Below are 13997 nucleotides of genomic sequence, written 5' to 3'. Positions count from 1 at the left end.
CGTATGTGCAGCAACGGTGTCCAGCTGCGCGTGCGCGGCAAGGTGCAGGGCGTGGGTTTTCGTCCCTTCATCTGGCAACTGGCGCAGGCGCTTCAGTTAACCGGCGACGTCTGCAATGACGGGAAGGGCGTGCTGGTGCGCCTCGCGGGTAATGGGGGGGCCTTTACCGCGAGGCTGCATCAGGACTGCCCACCGCTGGCACGCATTGACCACGTTGAAACGCAGCCGTTTACCTGGGCACACATGCCGGAGGATTTTACCATCCGCCACAGCGCGGGCGGGGCGATGGACACGCAGATTGTCCCCGATGCCGCGACCTGTCCGGCGTGTCTGACCGAAATGCGCGACCCCGGCGAGCGCCGTTATCGCTATCCCTTCATCAACTGTACCCACTGCGGGCCGCGGTTTACCATTATCCGCGCCATGCCCTATGACCGTCCGGCCACGTCAATGGCGCGCTTCCCGCTCTGCGTGCCGTGTGAGACGGAATACCGCAATCCTGCCGACCGACGTTTTCACGCCCAGCCGGTGGCCTGCCCGGACTGCGGACCCGCGCTGGTATGGCGCGTGGGCGACATCACCGCTGCCCGTGAGGCTGCGCTGAGCGCGGCGGTGGCGATGCTGAAAAGCGGCGGCATCGTTGCGGTTAAAGGGCTGGGCGGTTTTCACCTCGTCTGCGATGCGCAAAACCCGCAGGCGATACTGAAATTGCGGTCACGCAAGCAGCGTCCGTCGAAGCCGCTGGCGGTGATGATCCCGCTGGCGGATACGTTACCTGAGTCGATTCAGACGCTGCTGCGCTCACCCGCGGCACCTGTCGTGCTCACGCCAAAAGCCTGGCTGCCTGACTTTCCTGAGGCTATCGCTCCGGGGCTGGATAGCGTGGGCATCATGCTGCCCGCTAACCCGCTGCAGCATCTTCTGATGATGGACTGCCAGCGGCCGCTGGTGATGACCTCCGGCAACCTCAGCGGCAGGCCGCCTGCCATCACCAACCAGCAGGCGCTGGATGAGCTCAGCTGCATTGCGGACGGCTTCCTGCTGCACAATCGCGATATTCTTCAACGGATGGATGATTCTGTGATGGATCGGGACGGCGCGATGCTGCGCCGGGCGCGCGGTTTTGTGCCGGATGCCATCACGTTGCCTGCGGGTTTCGAGAATATTCCCGCTATGTTATGCACCGGCGCGGAGATGAAAAACACCTTCTGCCTGGTGCGTGGCAGCCAGGCGGTGCTGAGCCAGCATTTTGGCGATCTCGGTGACGAGGGTGTCGAAGCGCAGTGGCGCGCCGCGCTCTCGACGATGCAGGACATCTACGCCTTCCAGCCGGAGCGCGTGGTGTGCGATGCCCATCCGGGCTACCACACACAACAATGGGCGCAGGCGCAGGGGCTGCCGGTCGAAACCGTACTGCACCATCATGCCCACGCGGCGGCGTGCCTGGCGGAGAACGGCTGGCCGCGGGAGAGCGGGGACGTTATCGCCCTGACGCTGGACGGGATCGGCATGGGCGAGAACGGCGAGCTGTGGGGCGGGGAGTGCCTGCGGGTCAACTATCTCGCGTACGAGCGTCTGGGCGGACTGCCTGCCGTTGCGCTGCCGGGCGGCGATCTGGCGGCGCGGCAGCCGTGGCGCAACCTGCTCGCCCACTGCCTGGCGTTTGTCCCTGACTGGCAGCAGTACCCGGAAACGCGCGCGGTACAGCGTCAAAACTGGCCGCTGTTGGCGACGGCGATCGAGCGCGGCATCAACGCGCCGCGTGCCTCATCCTGTGGTCGCCTGTTTGATGCCGTCGCCTGCGCGCTCGGTATCGACGCGCAGTCCTGGGAGGGTGAAGCCGCCTGCAGGCTGGAAGCGCTGGCCTCGAAGTGCGCGGGTGTCGGCCATCCGGTGACGCTGTCTGTCGACAACCTCGCGCAGTTCTGGCAGCAGTGGCTGAGCTGGCAGGCGGAGCCGCGCGATCGCGCGTGGGCGTTTCACGACGCGCTGGCTAAGGGGCTGGCAGAACTCGCCGCGTTCCATGCCCGACGTTTATCGCTGTCGACAATCTGTCTCAGCGGTGGCGTGTTGCACAACCGTCTGCTGCGCGGGCGCCTGCGTCATTATCTTTCTGACTTTACGCTTCTTTTTCCTTCGCGCCTGCCCGCAGGTGACGGAGCGATCTCCTTCGGGCAGGCGGTGGTCGCCGCCGCCCGGTCATGTTCACAAAGGATTTAAAATGTTACGACTCTTACGCAATGAACCTCGCGCTGCGCTTCTGCTGCTGGCTCTGGTAATGGCAAACCTTCTTGCCTGGGGTTGGGCATGGCACGCCTTTAGCGGCAGTACGGCACTGATGGCCGCCAGCCTGCTGGCGTGGTGCTACGGGCTGCGTCACGCGGTGGACGCCGATCACATCGCGGCCATTGATACCGTGACGCGTAAGATGATGCAGCAGGGCAAACGCCCGTCCGGCGTGGGGGCGTGGTTCTCGCTGGGGCACTCCACCATCGTGGTGCTGGCCTCCATTGCCATCGCCGCTACCGCGACGGCGTTTCAGAAAAACATGGAATGGTTCCACGAAACCGGCAGCCTGATTGGCACCGCCGTTTCCGCCACCTTCCTGCTGGCAATGGCGCTGGTGAACATGGTGATCCTGCGCGGCGTCTGGCGCAGTTTTCAGGCGCTGAAACACGGCAGGCCCGTGCAGGGCGACATCACGCTCCCTGCCCAGGGCGGCGTCATGAACTGGCTGTTCGGCAAAACCTTCCGCCTCGTCAATAAAAGCTGGCAGATGTACCTGGTCGGTTTTCTGTTTGGCCTGGGGTTTGATACGGCCACCGAGATTGGCGTGCTGGGGATCTCTGCCGCCAGCGCCTCCAGCGGGATGTCGGTGTGGTCAATCATGATCTTCCCCGCGCTCTTCGCCAGCGGCATGGCGCTGGTGGATACCCTCGACAACCTGCTGATGGTCGGTGCCTACGGCTGGGCGTTTAACAAGCCGCAGCGCAAGCTGTACTACAACATGACCATCACCGGCACCTCCGTGGTGGTGGCGCTGTTTATCGGTGGGCTGGAAGCACTGGGTCTGATGATGGACAAATTCGCCCTCAGCGGCGGCATCTGGGATCTGATCGGCGCGGTAAACGACAACCTGGGCAACGCCGGGTTTGTGGTGGTCGGGCTGTTTGTCGCCTGCTGGCTGATCTCCATGGTCAACTACCGCTGGCGCGGCTACGACGCGCTGGTGGTGCGTTCCTGAACTACCCAGCCCTGTTTTTGCCCGGCGGCGCTACGCTTGCGCGGGCCTACAAGGTTTACCGTTTTGGGGTTGAGTAGGCCGGGTAAGCGGAGCGCCACCCGGCATTGCGAGGGTTAAGCAGGTAGCGATTTCAGCAGCGTGAAAGCCTCCTTCATCCGGTCTTCACTGACGACAAAAGCGCGTAGCTGACCCTCATTATCGGCACCGCGCGCGACCATTCCCTGCGGTTCGAGGGTAATTTTCCAGTTCAGATCCTGACGCTGCGTTTCACCGGCAAGATGCAGTGGTAACGCCGGCGTTTTCACTTTGACCAGCATGGCGGGTAATTTCACCGGCGTACTACCGCCGAGCAGGTTTTTCGCCAGATACATCGCGCTTAATTGTATCGGCTGCAGGAACGGAAGCACCTGACCATTAATTTCCGCGCAGTCGCCCAGCGCATAAATATCCGGCTGCGTGGTTTGCAGGTAGCTATTTACCTTCACGCCACGACCTGTTTCGGCACCTGCGCGATGCGCCAGCGCAGTTTCCGGGCGCAGACCCGTCGCCGCGATAACCGCATCCACCTCAACGCTGCGGCTGCGGTCGAGCGTGGCACGAATACCGCTTTCGGTTTTGGTCAGACTCAGTAGCTGCGATTTGAGCAGCAGATGCACCCCCATGTCGGTCAGACGATGCTGTAAGCGACTGCTTACTTCTGCGGGCATCAGCGACGACAGGATGCTCGCCGCATGGTCGACCAGGGTGACGGATTTGCCCGCCCGGCAGAAATCCATCGCCAGCTCGGTACCTATCAGCCCGCCGCCGACAATCATCACGCGCTGTGCGTCGCGAAGCCCCGTTTCGCTGGCCTGGTACTCCTGCTGGCTGTTGAGGGTGATCATCAGCTCGCGCCCCTCAATCGGCGGCACAAACGCAGAGGCACCCGTGGCCAGCACCAGCCTGTCGTACTGCCAGGTCTTCTCTTTCGCTTTCACCACGCGGGCGGCGGCGTCGATATCGGTGACCCAGGTGTACGGGAACAGGCGCAGGTTAAACTGCTCTGCGAACTCCCCCGCCGTCTGGCGGGTGAGGTCTTCGGCGCGCTGATTCTGGCTAATGACGTGGCTTAAGTCAGGCTTGTTGTACTCGTCCATGCTGTCGGCGGCAATCACCGTCAGCGGCACGCTGGCATCCTGCTTGCGGATGTTTTTTACCAGCTGGCGGGCGGCAAAGCCCGAGCCGATGATGACGATACCGTTGCTCATTTTGCCTCCGTACCCAGTTCGTCAAAAACGTCTTTTCCGAGGGAACATTCCGGGCAGAGGAAGTTGTCCGGCACGTCGCGCCACGGCGTGCCCGGAGCGACATCCTGCAGCGGCTCGCCCAGCTCAGGATCGTAAATCCACTGGCAGACGCTGCACTGCATGCGCGGGCCGAGGTCAGCAGCCGCGGCTGCCGCACAGGCGCAGGCATCCTGCTGTTCGGATGGTTGTGCCGCTTGCGGAAGGGGGGCGAGCGCCCACTGACGGGCAATGTCGCGACCGTGCTGGCGGCAGATCTCCAGGGCGTCGATATCCGGACGCCATTTTGCCTTCAGGCTCAGGGACATTTCAAAACCGGCATCCTGCAGGCGGGTCGACAGACGGTCTACCGCGCCGCCGCTCCAGCCGTGGGAGCCAAAGGCGCTGGCGCGCTTGTTGCGAAAACGCAGGCCGGTCATCTCTTCTACCAGACCGGCAATTTTCGGCATCATCACGTTGTTCATGGTGGAGGTGCCCACCAGCACGCCCTTGGAGCGGAACACGTTGGTCAATACCTCGTTCTTATCGCTGCGCGCCACGTTGAAGATTTTCACCGCCACGTTGGGGTCCACTTCGTTGATGCCCTGGGCAATGGCGTCCGCCATCATGCGGGTGTTGTTGGACATGGTGTCGTAGAAAATAGTGATGCGGTCTTCCTGATAGTCCGCCGCCCATTTCAGGTACAGCTCCACAATCTGGGTTGGGTTCTCACGCCATACCACGCCGTGGGAGGTGGCAATCATGTCCACCGGCAGGTTGAAGCCGAGGATCTCGGTGATTTTTGGCGTCACCAGGCGGCTGAACGGGGTCAGGATGTTGGCGTAGTAGCGCTGGCACTGCTCGAAGAGTTCGGTCTGGTCCACTTCGTCGTTGAACAGGCGCTCGTCGCAGTAGTGCTGGCCGAAGGCGTCGTTGCTGAACAGCACCGCGTCGCCGGTCATGTAGGTCATCATGCTGTCCGGCCAGTGCAGCATCGGGGTTTCCACAAAGATCAGCTGCTTGCCGTTGCCGATATCCAGCGCGTCGCCGGTTTTCACGGTGTGGAAGTTCCACTCCGGATGGTGGTGGTGACCGTTGATCGAGTCGATGGCGTTAGTGGTGCAGTAGATAGGCGTGTTCGGAATGTAAGACATCAGCTCGGTCAGCGCACCGGCGTGATCTTCTTCCGCGTGGTTGATGATGATGTAGTCGATGGCGTCCAGGTCGATTTCACTGCGCAGGTTCTGCACGAACTCGCGGCTGAACTTGTGATCGACTGTATCGATCAGCACGTTTTTTCCTTCGCGGATGAGATAGCTGTTGTAGCTGCTGCCGCGCAGCGTTTTGTATTCCGTCCCGTGGAAATCGCGCACTTCCCAGTCACGTTGACCGACCCAATGAATGTTATTTTTAACCAGAATAGACATAGCAACCTCTACGTAATACAGCATTTTCAAATAAGATGGTTTGCCTATATCAAGTTGCGTGCCAGTTTTTAATTTGTTGATTTTAATTAATTAATATTTTATGTCCCGTAATGGGTAGTCATTTTGACTATCAAAAACAATGTCAATATGACAACATGGGTTGTCAAAATGACAGCGAGGTTAATATGAGCTTTTCCGTAGACGTGCTGGCGAAAATTGCCATTGAGCTGCAGACCGGTATCGGCCATCAGGACCGCTTTCAGCGGCTGATCTCCACGCTGCGCCACGTGCTGGCGTGCGACGCCTCGGCGCTGCTGCGCTATGAAGGGCGGCAGTTTATTCCGCTGGCTATCGACGGGCTGGCGAAGGACGTGCTCGGACGGCGTTTTACCCTTGAAGGCCATCCGCGTCTGGAAACTATCGCCCGCGCGGGTGACGTGGTGCGTTTCCCGGCGGACAGCGACTTGCCCGACCCGTACGACGGGCTTATTCCCGGACAGGAGAGCCTGAAGGTGCACGCCTGCATCGGCCTGCCGCTGTTTGCCGGACAAAACCTGATTGGCGCCCTGACCCTCGACGGCCTGTCGCCGGACCAGTTCGACACCTTTAGCGACGAAGAGCTGCGCCTGATTGCCGCCCTGGCCGCCGGGGCGCTGAACAATGCCCTGCTGATTGAACAGCTGGAGAGCCAGAACATTCTTCCCGGCAGCCCGGCGGCGTTTGAACAGGTGACGCACACGGAGATGATCGGCCTTTCACCGGGCATGGCGCAGCTCAAAAAAGAGATTGAGATTGTTGCCGCCTCAGATTTAAACGTGCTGATCTTCGGGGAAACCGGCACCGGTAAGGAGCTGGTGGCGAAGTCCATTCACGAAGCCTCGCCGCGCGCGGTGAACCCGCTGGTGTACCTCAACTGCGCCGCGCTGCCGGAAAGCGTGGCGGAAAGCGAGCTGTTTGGTCACGTTAAGGGAGCGTTTACCGGGGCCATCAGCAACCGCAGCGGCAAGTTTGAAATGGCCGATAACGGCACGCTGTTTCTGGATGAAATCGGCGAGCTCTCCCTGTCGCTGCAGGCCAAGCTGCTGCGCGTGCTGCAGTACGGCGACATCCAGCGCGTGGGGGATGACCGCAGCCACAGAGTGGACGTTCGCGTGCTGGCGGCGACCAACCGCGACCTCCGTGAAGCGGTGCTGGCAGGGCAGTTTCGCGCCGACCTGTTTCATCGCCTGAGCGTGTTCCCGCTTACCGTGCCGCCGCTGCGCGATCGCGGGGACGACGTGGTGCTGCTGGCGGGCTTTTTCTGCGAGCAGTGCCGCCTCAGGATGGGGCTTTCCCGCGTGGTGCTGAGCCCGGGGGCACGGTCGCATCTGCTGAGCTACGGCTGGCCGGGCAACGTGCGCGAGCTGGAGCATGCGATCCACCGCGCGGTGGTGCTGGCGCGGGCGACGCGTTCGGGTGACGAAGTGGTGATCCACGCGCGGCATTTTGCGCTCCAGGATGAAACCGTACCGGCTGTCGCGCAGGCTGCGCCAGAGATAGCGAATGAAAATCTGCGTGAAGCCACGGAGGCGTTTCAGCGTCAGAGGATTACCCGCGCGCTGGAGCAGAATAACCGCAGCTGGGCGGCGTGCGCCCGGGCGCTGGAGATGGACGTCGCCAACCTGCACAGACTGGCGAAGCGTCTGGGGCTGAAGGGTTAGATAATTCCGGCCTGATAGAAATCCTGCAGGTTGATGGCGCCGCACAGCCTGCCAGCGTCATCCACCACCGGTGCGGCGGTGATTTTGCGCTTCATCAGCACCTCTTTGGCTTCAATGGCGCGGCTCTCGGCGTTCAGCGTCAGCCCGCCTTTGGTCATGGCGTCCGACACGTTGGTTTCCAGCCTGCCGCCGCCCACCAGCCAGCGGCGCAGGTCGCCGTCGGTGAACACGCCCTTGACGCTCCCGCCGTCATCGCAGACCGCAACCAGCCCCAGACCGGTGCGGCTCAGCTCCAGCATCGCGTCCATGACGCTGGTATCGAGCTTGACCTGCGGAATGGCATCGTCGGTGCGCATAAGATGGTGCACTTTATTCAGCAGGCGTGCGCCGAGCGCACCCGCCGGATGCGAACGGGCGAAATCTTCTTCGTTAAAGCCGCGCGCCTGCATCACCGCCATTGCCAGCGCGTCGCCCATCATCAGGGTGTTAACGGTGCTGGAGGTCGGAGCGAGGTGCATCGGACAGGCTTCACGTTCAACGGAAATATCCAGCGTCGCTTTGGCGGCCAGCGCCAGCGGCGAGCGGGATTTTCCGGTCATCGCCAGCAGGGCGACCGATTTTTCCTGCAGGCGCGGAATAATCAGGTCCAGCTCTTTGGCCGAACCGGAGTAGGAGATAAACAGCATCACGTCGCGGCTTTCAATCATCCCGAGATCGCCGTGCAGCGCCTCTGCTGGATGCACGAAGAACGCCGGGGTGCCGGTGCTGGCGAGCGTCGCGGCAATCTTTTTGCCGATATGGCCGGATTTACCGATGCCCGCCACGATCACTTTGCCTTCGCAGTGGATAATGGTGTTGGCGGCGCGGACAAAATCCTCGCCCAGACGTTCCGGCAGGCGGCTGGCTTCCTGCAGTTCCAGCATCAGCGTCTGGCGGCCCGTTTCTAACAGAAAATCACTCATCTCTTTCTCCGGTTACGATCACGTCGATTCCTTTCTCTTCCAGCGCTTTCCTGAACGCCGGGTCGATACCCGCGTCGGTAATCAGCTTATCAACGCTTTCAAGGCTACAGACAATGTTGGGGCTTTTGCGGCCAAACTTCGACGAGTCTGCCATCAAAATCACTTCCCGCGCGGCGTTGCACATCGCTTTACTGACGCTGAACACCTCGTTGAACGTCGTCACGCCGGCGTTCAGGTCGATACCGTCGGTGCCCATAAACAGTTTATCAAAGCTGAAGTGCTCGAAGGCATTCTCCGCCAGCTGGCCGTGAAACGATGCCGATTTTTTGCGGAAGGTGCCGCCGGGCATCAGGATGGTCTGCTCGCTGTCGAACTCCGACAGGGCGTTGACGATGTGCAGGCTGTTGGTCATCACAGTAATGTTGTTAAAGCGGCTGAGCAGCGGGATCATCTGCAGGACGGTACTGCCTGCATCCAGAATGATGGAATCGCCATCGTGGATAAATTTTACGGCGGCTTCGGCAATCAGCGCTTTCTGGTGGGTATTGATCAGCGTTTTGTGATCGATAGGCGGGTCGGCTTCGTCTTTATTGAGCACCACGCCGCCGTAGGTTCGAATGACGGCGCCAGAGTTTTCGAGCAATACCAGGTCCTTGCGTATTGTCGTGCCGGTGGTGTCAAAGTAGTGGGCCAGATCCTCTACCGAACATTTTCCCTGCTTTTGCAGATGTTCGAGAATGGCCGCCTGCCGCTGACGAGGTTTCATAGGCGCTTCGTTCCTTAGGTTGCGAAATGATAATTTCGCAAGTCTATAGCTTTCACAACGAAATTATCCATGTTTCAGATTAAGCGCTAATGATAGTGCATTCTGACAGAGTGGATCATGGGGAAAGATCACATCGGGCCGTAATTCCTGCAACGAAATGCCGTTGATTGCCTGGATTTTCACCGGACGGGCGAAGACGGTCATGCCGCGCATGAGCAGGGAATCGCACACCTGGTCGTGCTCATCCAGCGCAACGGCGACGACCACGCGCGGTTTGAAGCGTCCGCCGGAACGTCCAACTCCGACGCGACCTTTCTGACACAAGGCATCAAACGCGCGGTTAAACTGGTGGATTTGCCAGCCGCCGAACGCCATCTGGCAGAGCCAGGCGAGGGTGGCAACGGTGATGAGTGCGGTTACCATATCGACTCCTTTAATTGCCGGGTGGCGGCTGCGCCTTACCCGGCCTACGGGGTTTTGTAGCCCCGGTAAGCGCAGCGCCACCGGGGAGTGAACTCAGAACATGACCTGCCCGCCGGTGACGTTGATCGACTGCCCGGTGCAGTACGAGGCTTTCGGGCTGGCGTAAAACAGCAGCATGTTCAGCACGTCCTGATAATCGCACCCGCGCTTCAGCGGCACTTTATCGATGTAGTACTGCTCCACTTCTTCCGCCTTGATGCCGAGCTTGGTGGCATACTGCGGCAGCAGGGACTGGAACATCGGCGATTTCAGCAGGTTGCCCAGCATCAGCGAATGCACGGTAATGCCGTACTCGGCCAGATCCAGCGCCAGAGACTGCGTCAGCCCCACGCCGCCAAACTTCGCCGCGCTGTAGCCGGAGTTGTGCTTGCTGCCCACTTTCCCTGATTTGGAGTTGATCTGAATGATGCGCCCCTGAATGCCGTCGCGGATCATCAGACGGGAAAACTCGCGGGCGCAGAGGAAATAGCCCACCAGATTCACCTGCAGCGAGCGGTCAAAATCCCCCAGTTCGAAATCGCTGATAAAGGCCGCTTTCGCAATCCCCGCGCTGTAGACCAGCAGGTCGGTACGTCCAAAAATCTCGTCCACGCCGCGGGCCAGCGCCATCACGCTCTGCTCGCTGGTGGCGTCGGCACCAAACCCGTACGCCGTCCCTTCACCAAACTCGGTGTTGAGGGTATCCGCCACGCGGGCGGCTTTTTCACTCTGAATGTCCACTACCGCCACGCGGTAACCCTCTGCGGCAAGCCCACGGCAGAGGAATTCGCCTAAGGTTTGTCCTCCACCAATGACAACGGCAACCTGACTCATGTGTTTCTCCTTAATTACGCAACAAATTTTAACGTGCAGCCTGGGGTGACAGCCTGCGGAACCGGGCCCGCCACGTGAACCGTGCCGGGATACTCGGCCTGCGGCTGGCCGTCGAAACGCAGGGTGATGTGGCCCAGCTCGCGCAGGTTTTGCTCGGCCACGTCGCCGACGGCGGTCACGGCATAGCGCGCCTCGCCCAGCTCCAGCTGGCTTCCTGCCTTCAGCTCGCCCTTCAGCTCGCCGTGGCAGTGGATAAAACAAAACTCTTCGATATCCGCCGGGGCGCCTTCGCGAAAGGTGATCAGCATCTGGTCGCTCAGCGCGTCGGCCGCGCTCTGGCCGATGCGGGTAATGGTGGTCTGGTAAATGACGGTCATCGCAGGAACCTCTTATTGATAAATAAAGCCGGAGACAAACCAGGCAATCAGCACCGTCGGCGCGCCCGTCAGGAAGCGGCTCACCAGCACGGACGGGACGCCCACGCGCACGGTGTCCTGGCGCGCTTCAGCCAGCGACAGCCCAACGGGGATGAAGTCGCACGCCGCCTGGGCGTTAATGGCAAACAGGGCGGGCAGGGCGAGGTGTGGAGGAATGTTGCCAAGGCCAATCTGCACGCCAATCAGTACGCCGATCACCTGGGCAATGACCGCGCCCGGGCCGAGGAACGGCGACAGAAGCGGGAAGGAGCAGATCAGCGCCAGGGTCACCAGCCCAAGCGGGTGGCTGGCGAGCGGGGCAAGGCCGTGGGCAATCCAGTCACCCAGGCCTGACGCCATGATGATGCCGATGAGTGCCGAGACGAACGCCATAAACGGCAGGATGGTTTTCAGCACCGTGTCGATGGTGTCGCGCCCGGACTGGAACAGCACCGCCACGGCGGAACCCATACCCATCCCGACCTTCGCCAGTAGCCCGTCGCTCTGCTCGGTGATCTTCTTGCTGGTGTCGTACTCGCGCGGTGCCGCTTTTTGCGGCGCGGGAGTGCCATTCACCAGAGTGATGTTGTCCTCTTTCACCCCAGACACATAAATGTCTTCAAGGATGTACTGCGCCAGCGGGCCTGATTTTCCGGTGGAGTGAATATTCACCGTTGGAATGCGACGCTTCGGATAGATGCCGCAGCGCAGGGTGCCGCCGCAGTCGATCACCGCCACGCCGATTTCCGCTTCCGGCGGCTCGCCTTCCTTGAAGCCGTCGACCGCCTCCCAGCCGGTCAGCTCGCGCAGCCTGTCGACGATCGCCGGGCGCGTCCCTGCGGTGATGTAGACGATCTTTTTGCCTTCGGTGGCGTCGAACTCCAGCGGGCCGCCCCAGCCGCCCGTGCCTTTCTCAATGCGGATCCGGTTCATGCTGTGGCTCCTGAAAGATGGACTTTCTGTTCAAGCTGGATGCCCATTTTTTTCTCAAAAATGGCGGTGGTGAGGTCGGTCACCCAGCCGCGGAAGAAGTTGGTGACCAGGCCGACCAGCATGTAGCTCACCGCCAGCGGGCCGAGCGGCAGGCCAAGGGTGGTGAGGCCGCTGGCGATCCCGAGATAGACAAACAGCTCGCCGGGGTTGATGTGCGGAAACAGGCCGTTCATGGAATGGCAGCTGTAGGAGGCGGCGGCGTAGTAGCTCGGCTTGTACTTTTCCGGCATGAAGCGACCGAGGCTTAAGGTCATCGGGTTACAGAACACGAAGGTACCGATGAACGGCAGTACCAGGTAGCGGGACAGCGGATTCCCGGCACAGCGCTGGGCGAAGCGTTCAATTCGCTGCTGGCCGATAAAGTTGATCAGCGCGTTCATGATCACCAGCAGGCTGATCAGCAGGGGCAGGATCCCGGTCACCATGCCGGTGAACACTTCTCCGCCTTTTTGAAACAGCCCGATGAACCACTCGGCGCCGTGGGTGATGGTTTCTATCATTCTTCTCTCCTGTGGGGCTTTTTTGTTTTTGTCTGACTGGGCTAATAATAATCACTTTGAAAGGTTTTAAAGTGTTAGTTAGATCTCACAATGAAAGAAAAATGGATTATTTTGAAAGTTTATTGATGTGGTGAATGATTTTTGGTGGAAAAAAGCGCGGATTTGCGTGGGGGAGGTGCGTACCGCTTCCTTGAGGTGTTGCGGATGCTTTACCATACTGGGTTCTTATCGAACCCGTTAAATGGATGTCTCATGTTCAAGCGTCGTTATGCAGCGCTGTTGCCTGCGCTTATTCTGCTGTCTGCCTGTAGTAGCAAACCTAAGACCGAAGCCGTTCAGCAAACGGCAGGCGCGCCTTCCGGAGGATTCCTGCTGGAGCCGCAGCACAATATGATGCAGATGGGCGGCGACTTCGCGAATAACCCGGCGGCCGAGCAGTTCATCGATAAAATGGTGAGCAAACACGGCTTTGACAGACAGCAGCTGCACGAAATTTTGTCTCAGGCCAAGCGTCTGGACTACGTGCTTCGCCTGATGGACCGTCAGGCGCCGACGGCCCAGGTGCCGAGCGGGCCGAACGGCGCGTGGCTGCGCTATCGCAAACAGTTTATTACCCCGGACAACGTGCAAAACGGCGTGGTGTTCTGGAATCAGTATGAAGATGCGCTCAACCGAGCGTGGCAGACCTACGGCGTACCGCCTGAAATCATCGTTGGGATCATCGGCGTGGAAACCCGCTGGGGCCGCGTGATGGGTAAAACCCGCATCCTGGATGCGCTGGCGACGCTCTCCTTTAACTACCCGCGCCGCGCGGAGTATTTCTCTTCCGAGCTGGAAACCTTCCTGCTGATGGCGCGCAGCGAGCAGGACGATCCGCTCGATCTGAAAGGGTCGTTTGCCGGCGCGATGGGCTACGGCCAGTTTATGCCGTCCTCCTATAAAGAATATGCCGTCGACTTTAACGGGGATGGTCACATCAACCTGTGGGATCCGGTGGATGCCATCGGCAGCGTGGCGAACTACTTCAAAGCGCACGGCTGGGTGCCGGGCGGCCAGGTGGCGGTGCAGGCTAACGGCGAAGCGTTTGGTCTGGAAAACGGATTCAAAACCAAATACAGCGTTGCGCAGCTGACGGCGGCAGGCTTAACGCCAACCCAGCCGCTGGGCAATGTCGATCAGGTGAGCCTGCTGCGTTTGGATGTGGGAACCGGTTATCAGTACTGGTACGGCATGCCGAACTTCTACGCCATCACCCGCTATAACCACAGCACTCACTATGCAATGGCGGTATGGCAACTGGGGCTGGCGGTTTCGCAGGCGCGCGTTCCGGCGGCGTCACCGTTTAGTCAGTAAGCCGCTCCAACGGGTAGGCCGGGTAAGGCAACGCCGCCACCCGGCATGGCTGCGCGCACGGTGCGGCCTGATGCCCTC

General features: G+C 60.5%; 13 protein-coding genes. 4 read left to right on the top strand and 9 right to left on the bottom strand.

Translation table 11 applies throughout. From position 1 onward, the window contains the following. The first annotated feature begins 3 nt into the window (after nucleotides 1–3). On the top strand, nucleotides 4–2220 hold the full coding sequence (gene hypF, locus V1566_RS21250; RefSeq protein ID WP_395304544.1) for a carbamoyltransferase HypF: 2217 nt from the start codon (nucleotides 4–6) through the stop codon (nucleotides 2218–2220). Nucleotide 2221: 1 nt separating this feature from the next. Next, the gene (locus V1566_RS21245; RefSeq protein WP_395304543.1) at nucleotides 2222–3244 is read left to right on the top strand and encodes a HoxN/HupN/NixA family nickel/cobalt transporter; all 1023 of its coding nucleotides are present in this window, start codon (nucleotides 2222–2224) and stop codon (nucleotides 3242–3244) included. A 113-nt stretch (nucleotides 3245–3357) separates the two neighbouring features. Here V1566_RS21245 and norW read toward each other — a convergent pair whose 3' ends face one another. Beyond that, entirely contained in the window at nucleotides 3358–4491 is a 1134-nt protein-coding gene (gene norW, locus V1566_RS21240) for an NADH:flavorubredoxin reductase NorW (protein WP_395304542.1), read from the bottom strand. Next, on the bottom strand, nucleotides 4488–5933 hold the full coding sequence (gene norV / locus V1566_RS21235) for an anaerobic nitric oxide reductase flavorubredoxin (RefSeq protein ID WP_193941900.1): 1446 nt from the start codon (nucleotides 5931–5933) through the stop codon (nucleotides 4488–4490). Before norV ends, norW begins: the two co-directional genes overlap by 4 nt. Nucleotides 5934–6118: 185 nt before the next feature. Between norV and norR the strand changes: the two genes are divergently transcribed. Continuing rightward, nucleotides 6119–7633 carry a nitric oxide reductase transcriptional regulator NorR gene (gene norR, locus V1566_RS21230; protein WP_395304541.1) on the top strand — a complete coding sequence of 505 codons (1515 nt, stop codon included), beginning with the start codon at nucleotides 6119–6121 and terminating at the stop codon, nucleotides 7631–7633. On the opposite strand, the gene gutQ is transcribed toward norR, so the two are convergent. From gutQ to srlA, 7 genes are all read right to left on the bottom strand, one after another. Continuing rightward, nucleotides 7630–8595, bottom strand: coding sequence for an arabinose-5-phosphate isomerase GutQ (gene gutQ, locus V1566_RS21225; RefSeq protein ID WP_045888106.1), 966 nt, complete (start codon nucleotides 8593–8595; stop codon nucleotides 7630–7632). The two genes, norR and gutQ, sit on opposite strands and share 4 nt — an antisense overlap. After that, nucleotides 8588–9361, bottom strand: coding sequence for a DNA-binding transcriptional repressor (locus V1566_RS21220; RefSeq protein WP_029742069.1), 774 nt, complete (start codon nucleotides 9359–9361; stop codon nucleotides 8588–8590). The genes gutQ and V1566_RS21220 overlap by 8 nt, the downstream gene beginning before the upstream one ends. Before the next feature lie 63 nt (nucleotides 9362–9424). Further along, the gene (gene gutM, locus V1566_RS21215; RefSeq protein ID WP_395304540.1) at nucleotides 9425–9784 is read right to left on the bottom strand and encodes a transcriptional regulator GutM; all 360 of its coding nucleotides are present in this window, start codon (nucleotides 9782–9784) and stop codon (nucleotides 9425–9427) included. Nucleotides 9785–9877: 93 nt separating this feature from the next. Then, on the bottom strand, nucleotides 9878–10657 hold the full coding sequence (gene srlD, locus V1566_RS21210; protein WP_029742071.1) for a sorbitol-6-phosphate dehydrogenase: 780 nt from the start codon (nucleotides 10655–10657) through the stop codon (nucleotides 9878–9880). Between the two features lie 14 nt (nucleotides 10658–10671). Further along, complete coding sequence (gene srlB, locus V1566_RS21205) at nucleotides 10672–11034, bottom strand: PTS glucitol/sorbitol transporter subunit IIA (protein WP_023308951.1); 363 nt, start codon at nucleotides 11032–11034, stop codon at nucleotides 10672–10674. 12 nt (nucleotides 11035–11046) lie between these two features. Continuing rightward, complete coding sequence (locus V1566_RS21200) at nucleotides 11047–12006, bottom strand: PTS glucitol/sorbitol transporter subunit IIB (RefSeq protein WP_063144185.1); 960 nt, start codon at nucleotides 12004–12006, stop codon at nucleotides 11047–11049. Further along, on the bottom strand, nucleotides 12003–12566 hold the full coding sequence (srlA, locus tag V1566_RS21195; protein ID WP_395304539.1) for a PTS glucitol/sorbitol transporter subunit IIC: 564 nt from the start codon (nucleotides 12564–12566) through the stop codon (nucleotides 12003–12005). The genes V1566_RS21200 and srlA overlap by 4 nt, the downstream gene beginning before the upstream one ends. Before the next feature lie 252 nt (nucleotides 12567–12818). Here srlA and mltB point away from each other — a divergent pair, with 252 nt between their 5' ends. Then, nucleotides 12819–13919, top strand: coding sequence for a lytic murein transglycosylase B (gene mltB, locus V1566_RS21190; RefSeq protein ID WP_395304538.1), 1101 nt, complete (start codon nucleotides 12819–12821; stop codon nucleotides 13917–13919). The last annotated feature ends 78 nt before the right edge of the window (nucleotides 13920–13997 follow it).

This window comes from Enterobacter sp. ECC-019, from assembly GCF_043974075.1.
GTDB lineage: Bacteria > Pseudomonadota > Gammaproteobacteria > Enterobacterales > Enterobacteriaceae > Enterobacter > Enterobacter asburiae_D.
This window is presented reverse-complemented; position numbering and strand designations above follow the sequence as displayed.

Coding starts and splice junctions, on each gene's coding strand:
- hypF (WP_395304544.1), top strand. CDS start 4: ATGTGCAGCAACGGTGTCCAGCTGCGCGTGCGCGGCAAGGTGCAGGGC.
- V1566_RS21245 (WP_395304543.1), top strand. CDS start 2,222: ATGTTACGACTCTTACGCAATGAACCTCGCGCTGCGCTTCTGCTGCTG.
- norW (WP_395304542.1), bottom strand. CDS start 4,491: ATGAGCAACGGTATCGTCATCATCGGCTCGGGCTTTGCCGCCCGCCAG.
- norV (WP_193941900.1), bottom strand. CDS start 5,933: ATGTCTATTCTGGTTAAAAATAACATTCATTGGGTCGGTCAACGTGAC.
- norR (WP_395304541.1), top strand. CDS start 6,119: ATGAGCTTTTCCGTAGACGTGCTGGCGAAAATTGCCATTGAGCTGCAG.
- gutQ (WP_045888106.1), bottom strand. CDS start 8,595: ATGAGTGATTTTCTGTTAGAAACGGGCCGCCAGACGCTGATGCTGGAA.
- V1566_RS21220 (WP_029742069.1), bottom strand. CDS start 9,361: ATGAAACCTCGTCAGCGGCAGGCGGCCATTCTCGAACATCTGCAAAAG.
- gutM (WP_395304540.1), bottom strand. CDS start 9,784: ATGGTAACCGCACTCATCACCGTTGCCACCCTCGCCTGGCTCTGCCAG.
- srlD (WP_029742071.1), bottom strand. CDS start 10,657: ATGAGTCAGGTTGCCGTTGTCATTGGTGGAGGACAAACCTTAGGCGAA.
- srlB (WP_023308951.1), bottom strand. CDS start 11,034: ATGACCGTCATTTACCAGACCACCATTACCCGCATCGGCCAGAGCGCG.
- V1566_RS21200 (WP_063144185.1), bottom strand. CDS start 12,006: ATGAACCGGATCCGCATTGAGAAAGGCACGGGCGGCTGGGGCGGCCCG.
- srlA (WP_395304539.1), bottom strand. CDS start 12,566: ATGATAGAAACCATCACCCACGGCGCCGAGTGGTTCATCGGGCTGTTT.
- mltB (WP_395304538.1), top strand. CDS start 12,819: ATGTTCAAGCGTCGTTATGCAGCGCTGTTGCCTGCGCTTATTCTGCTG.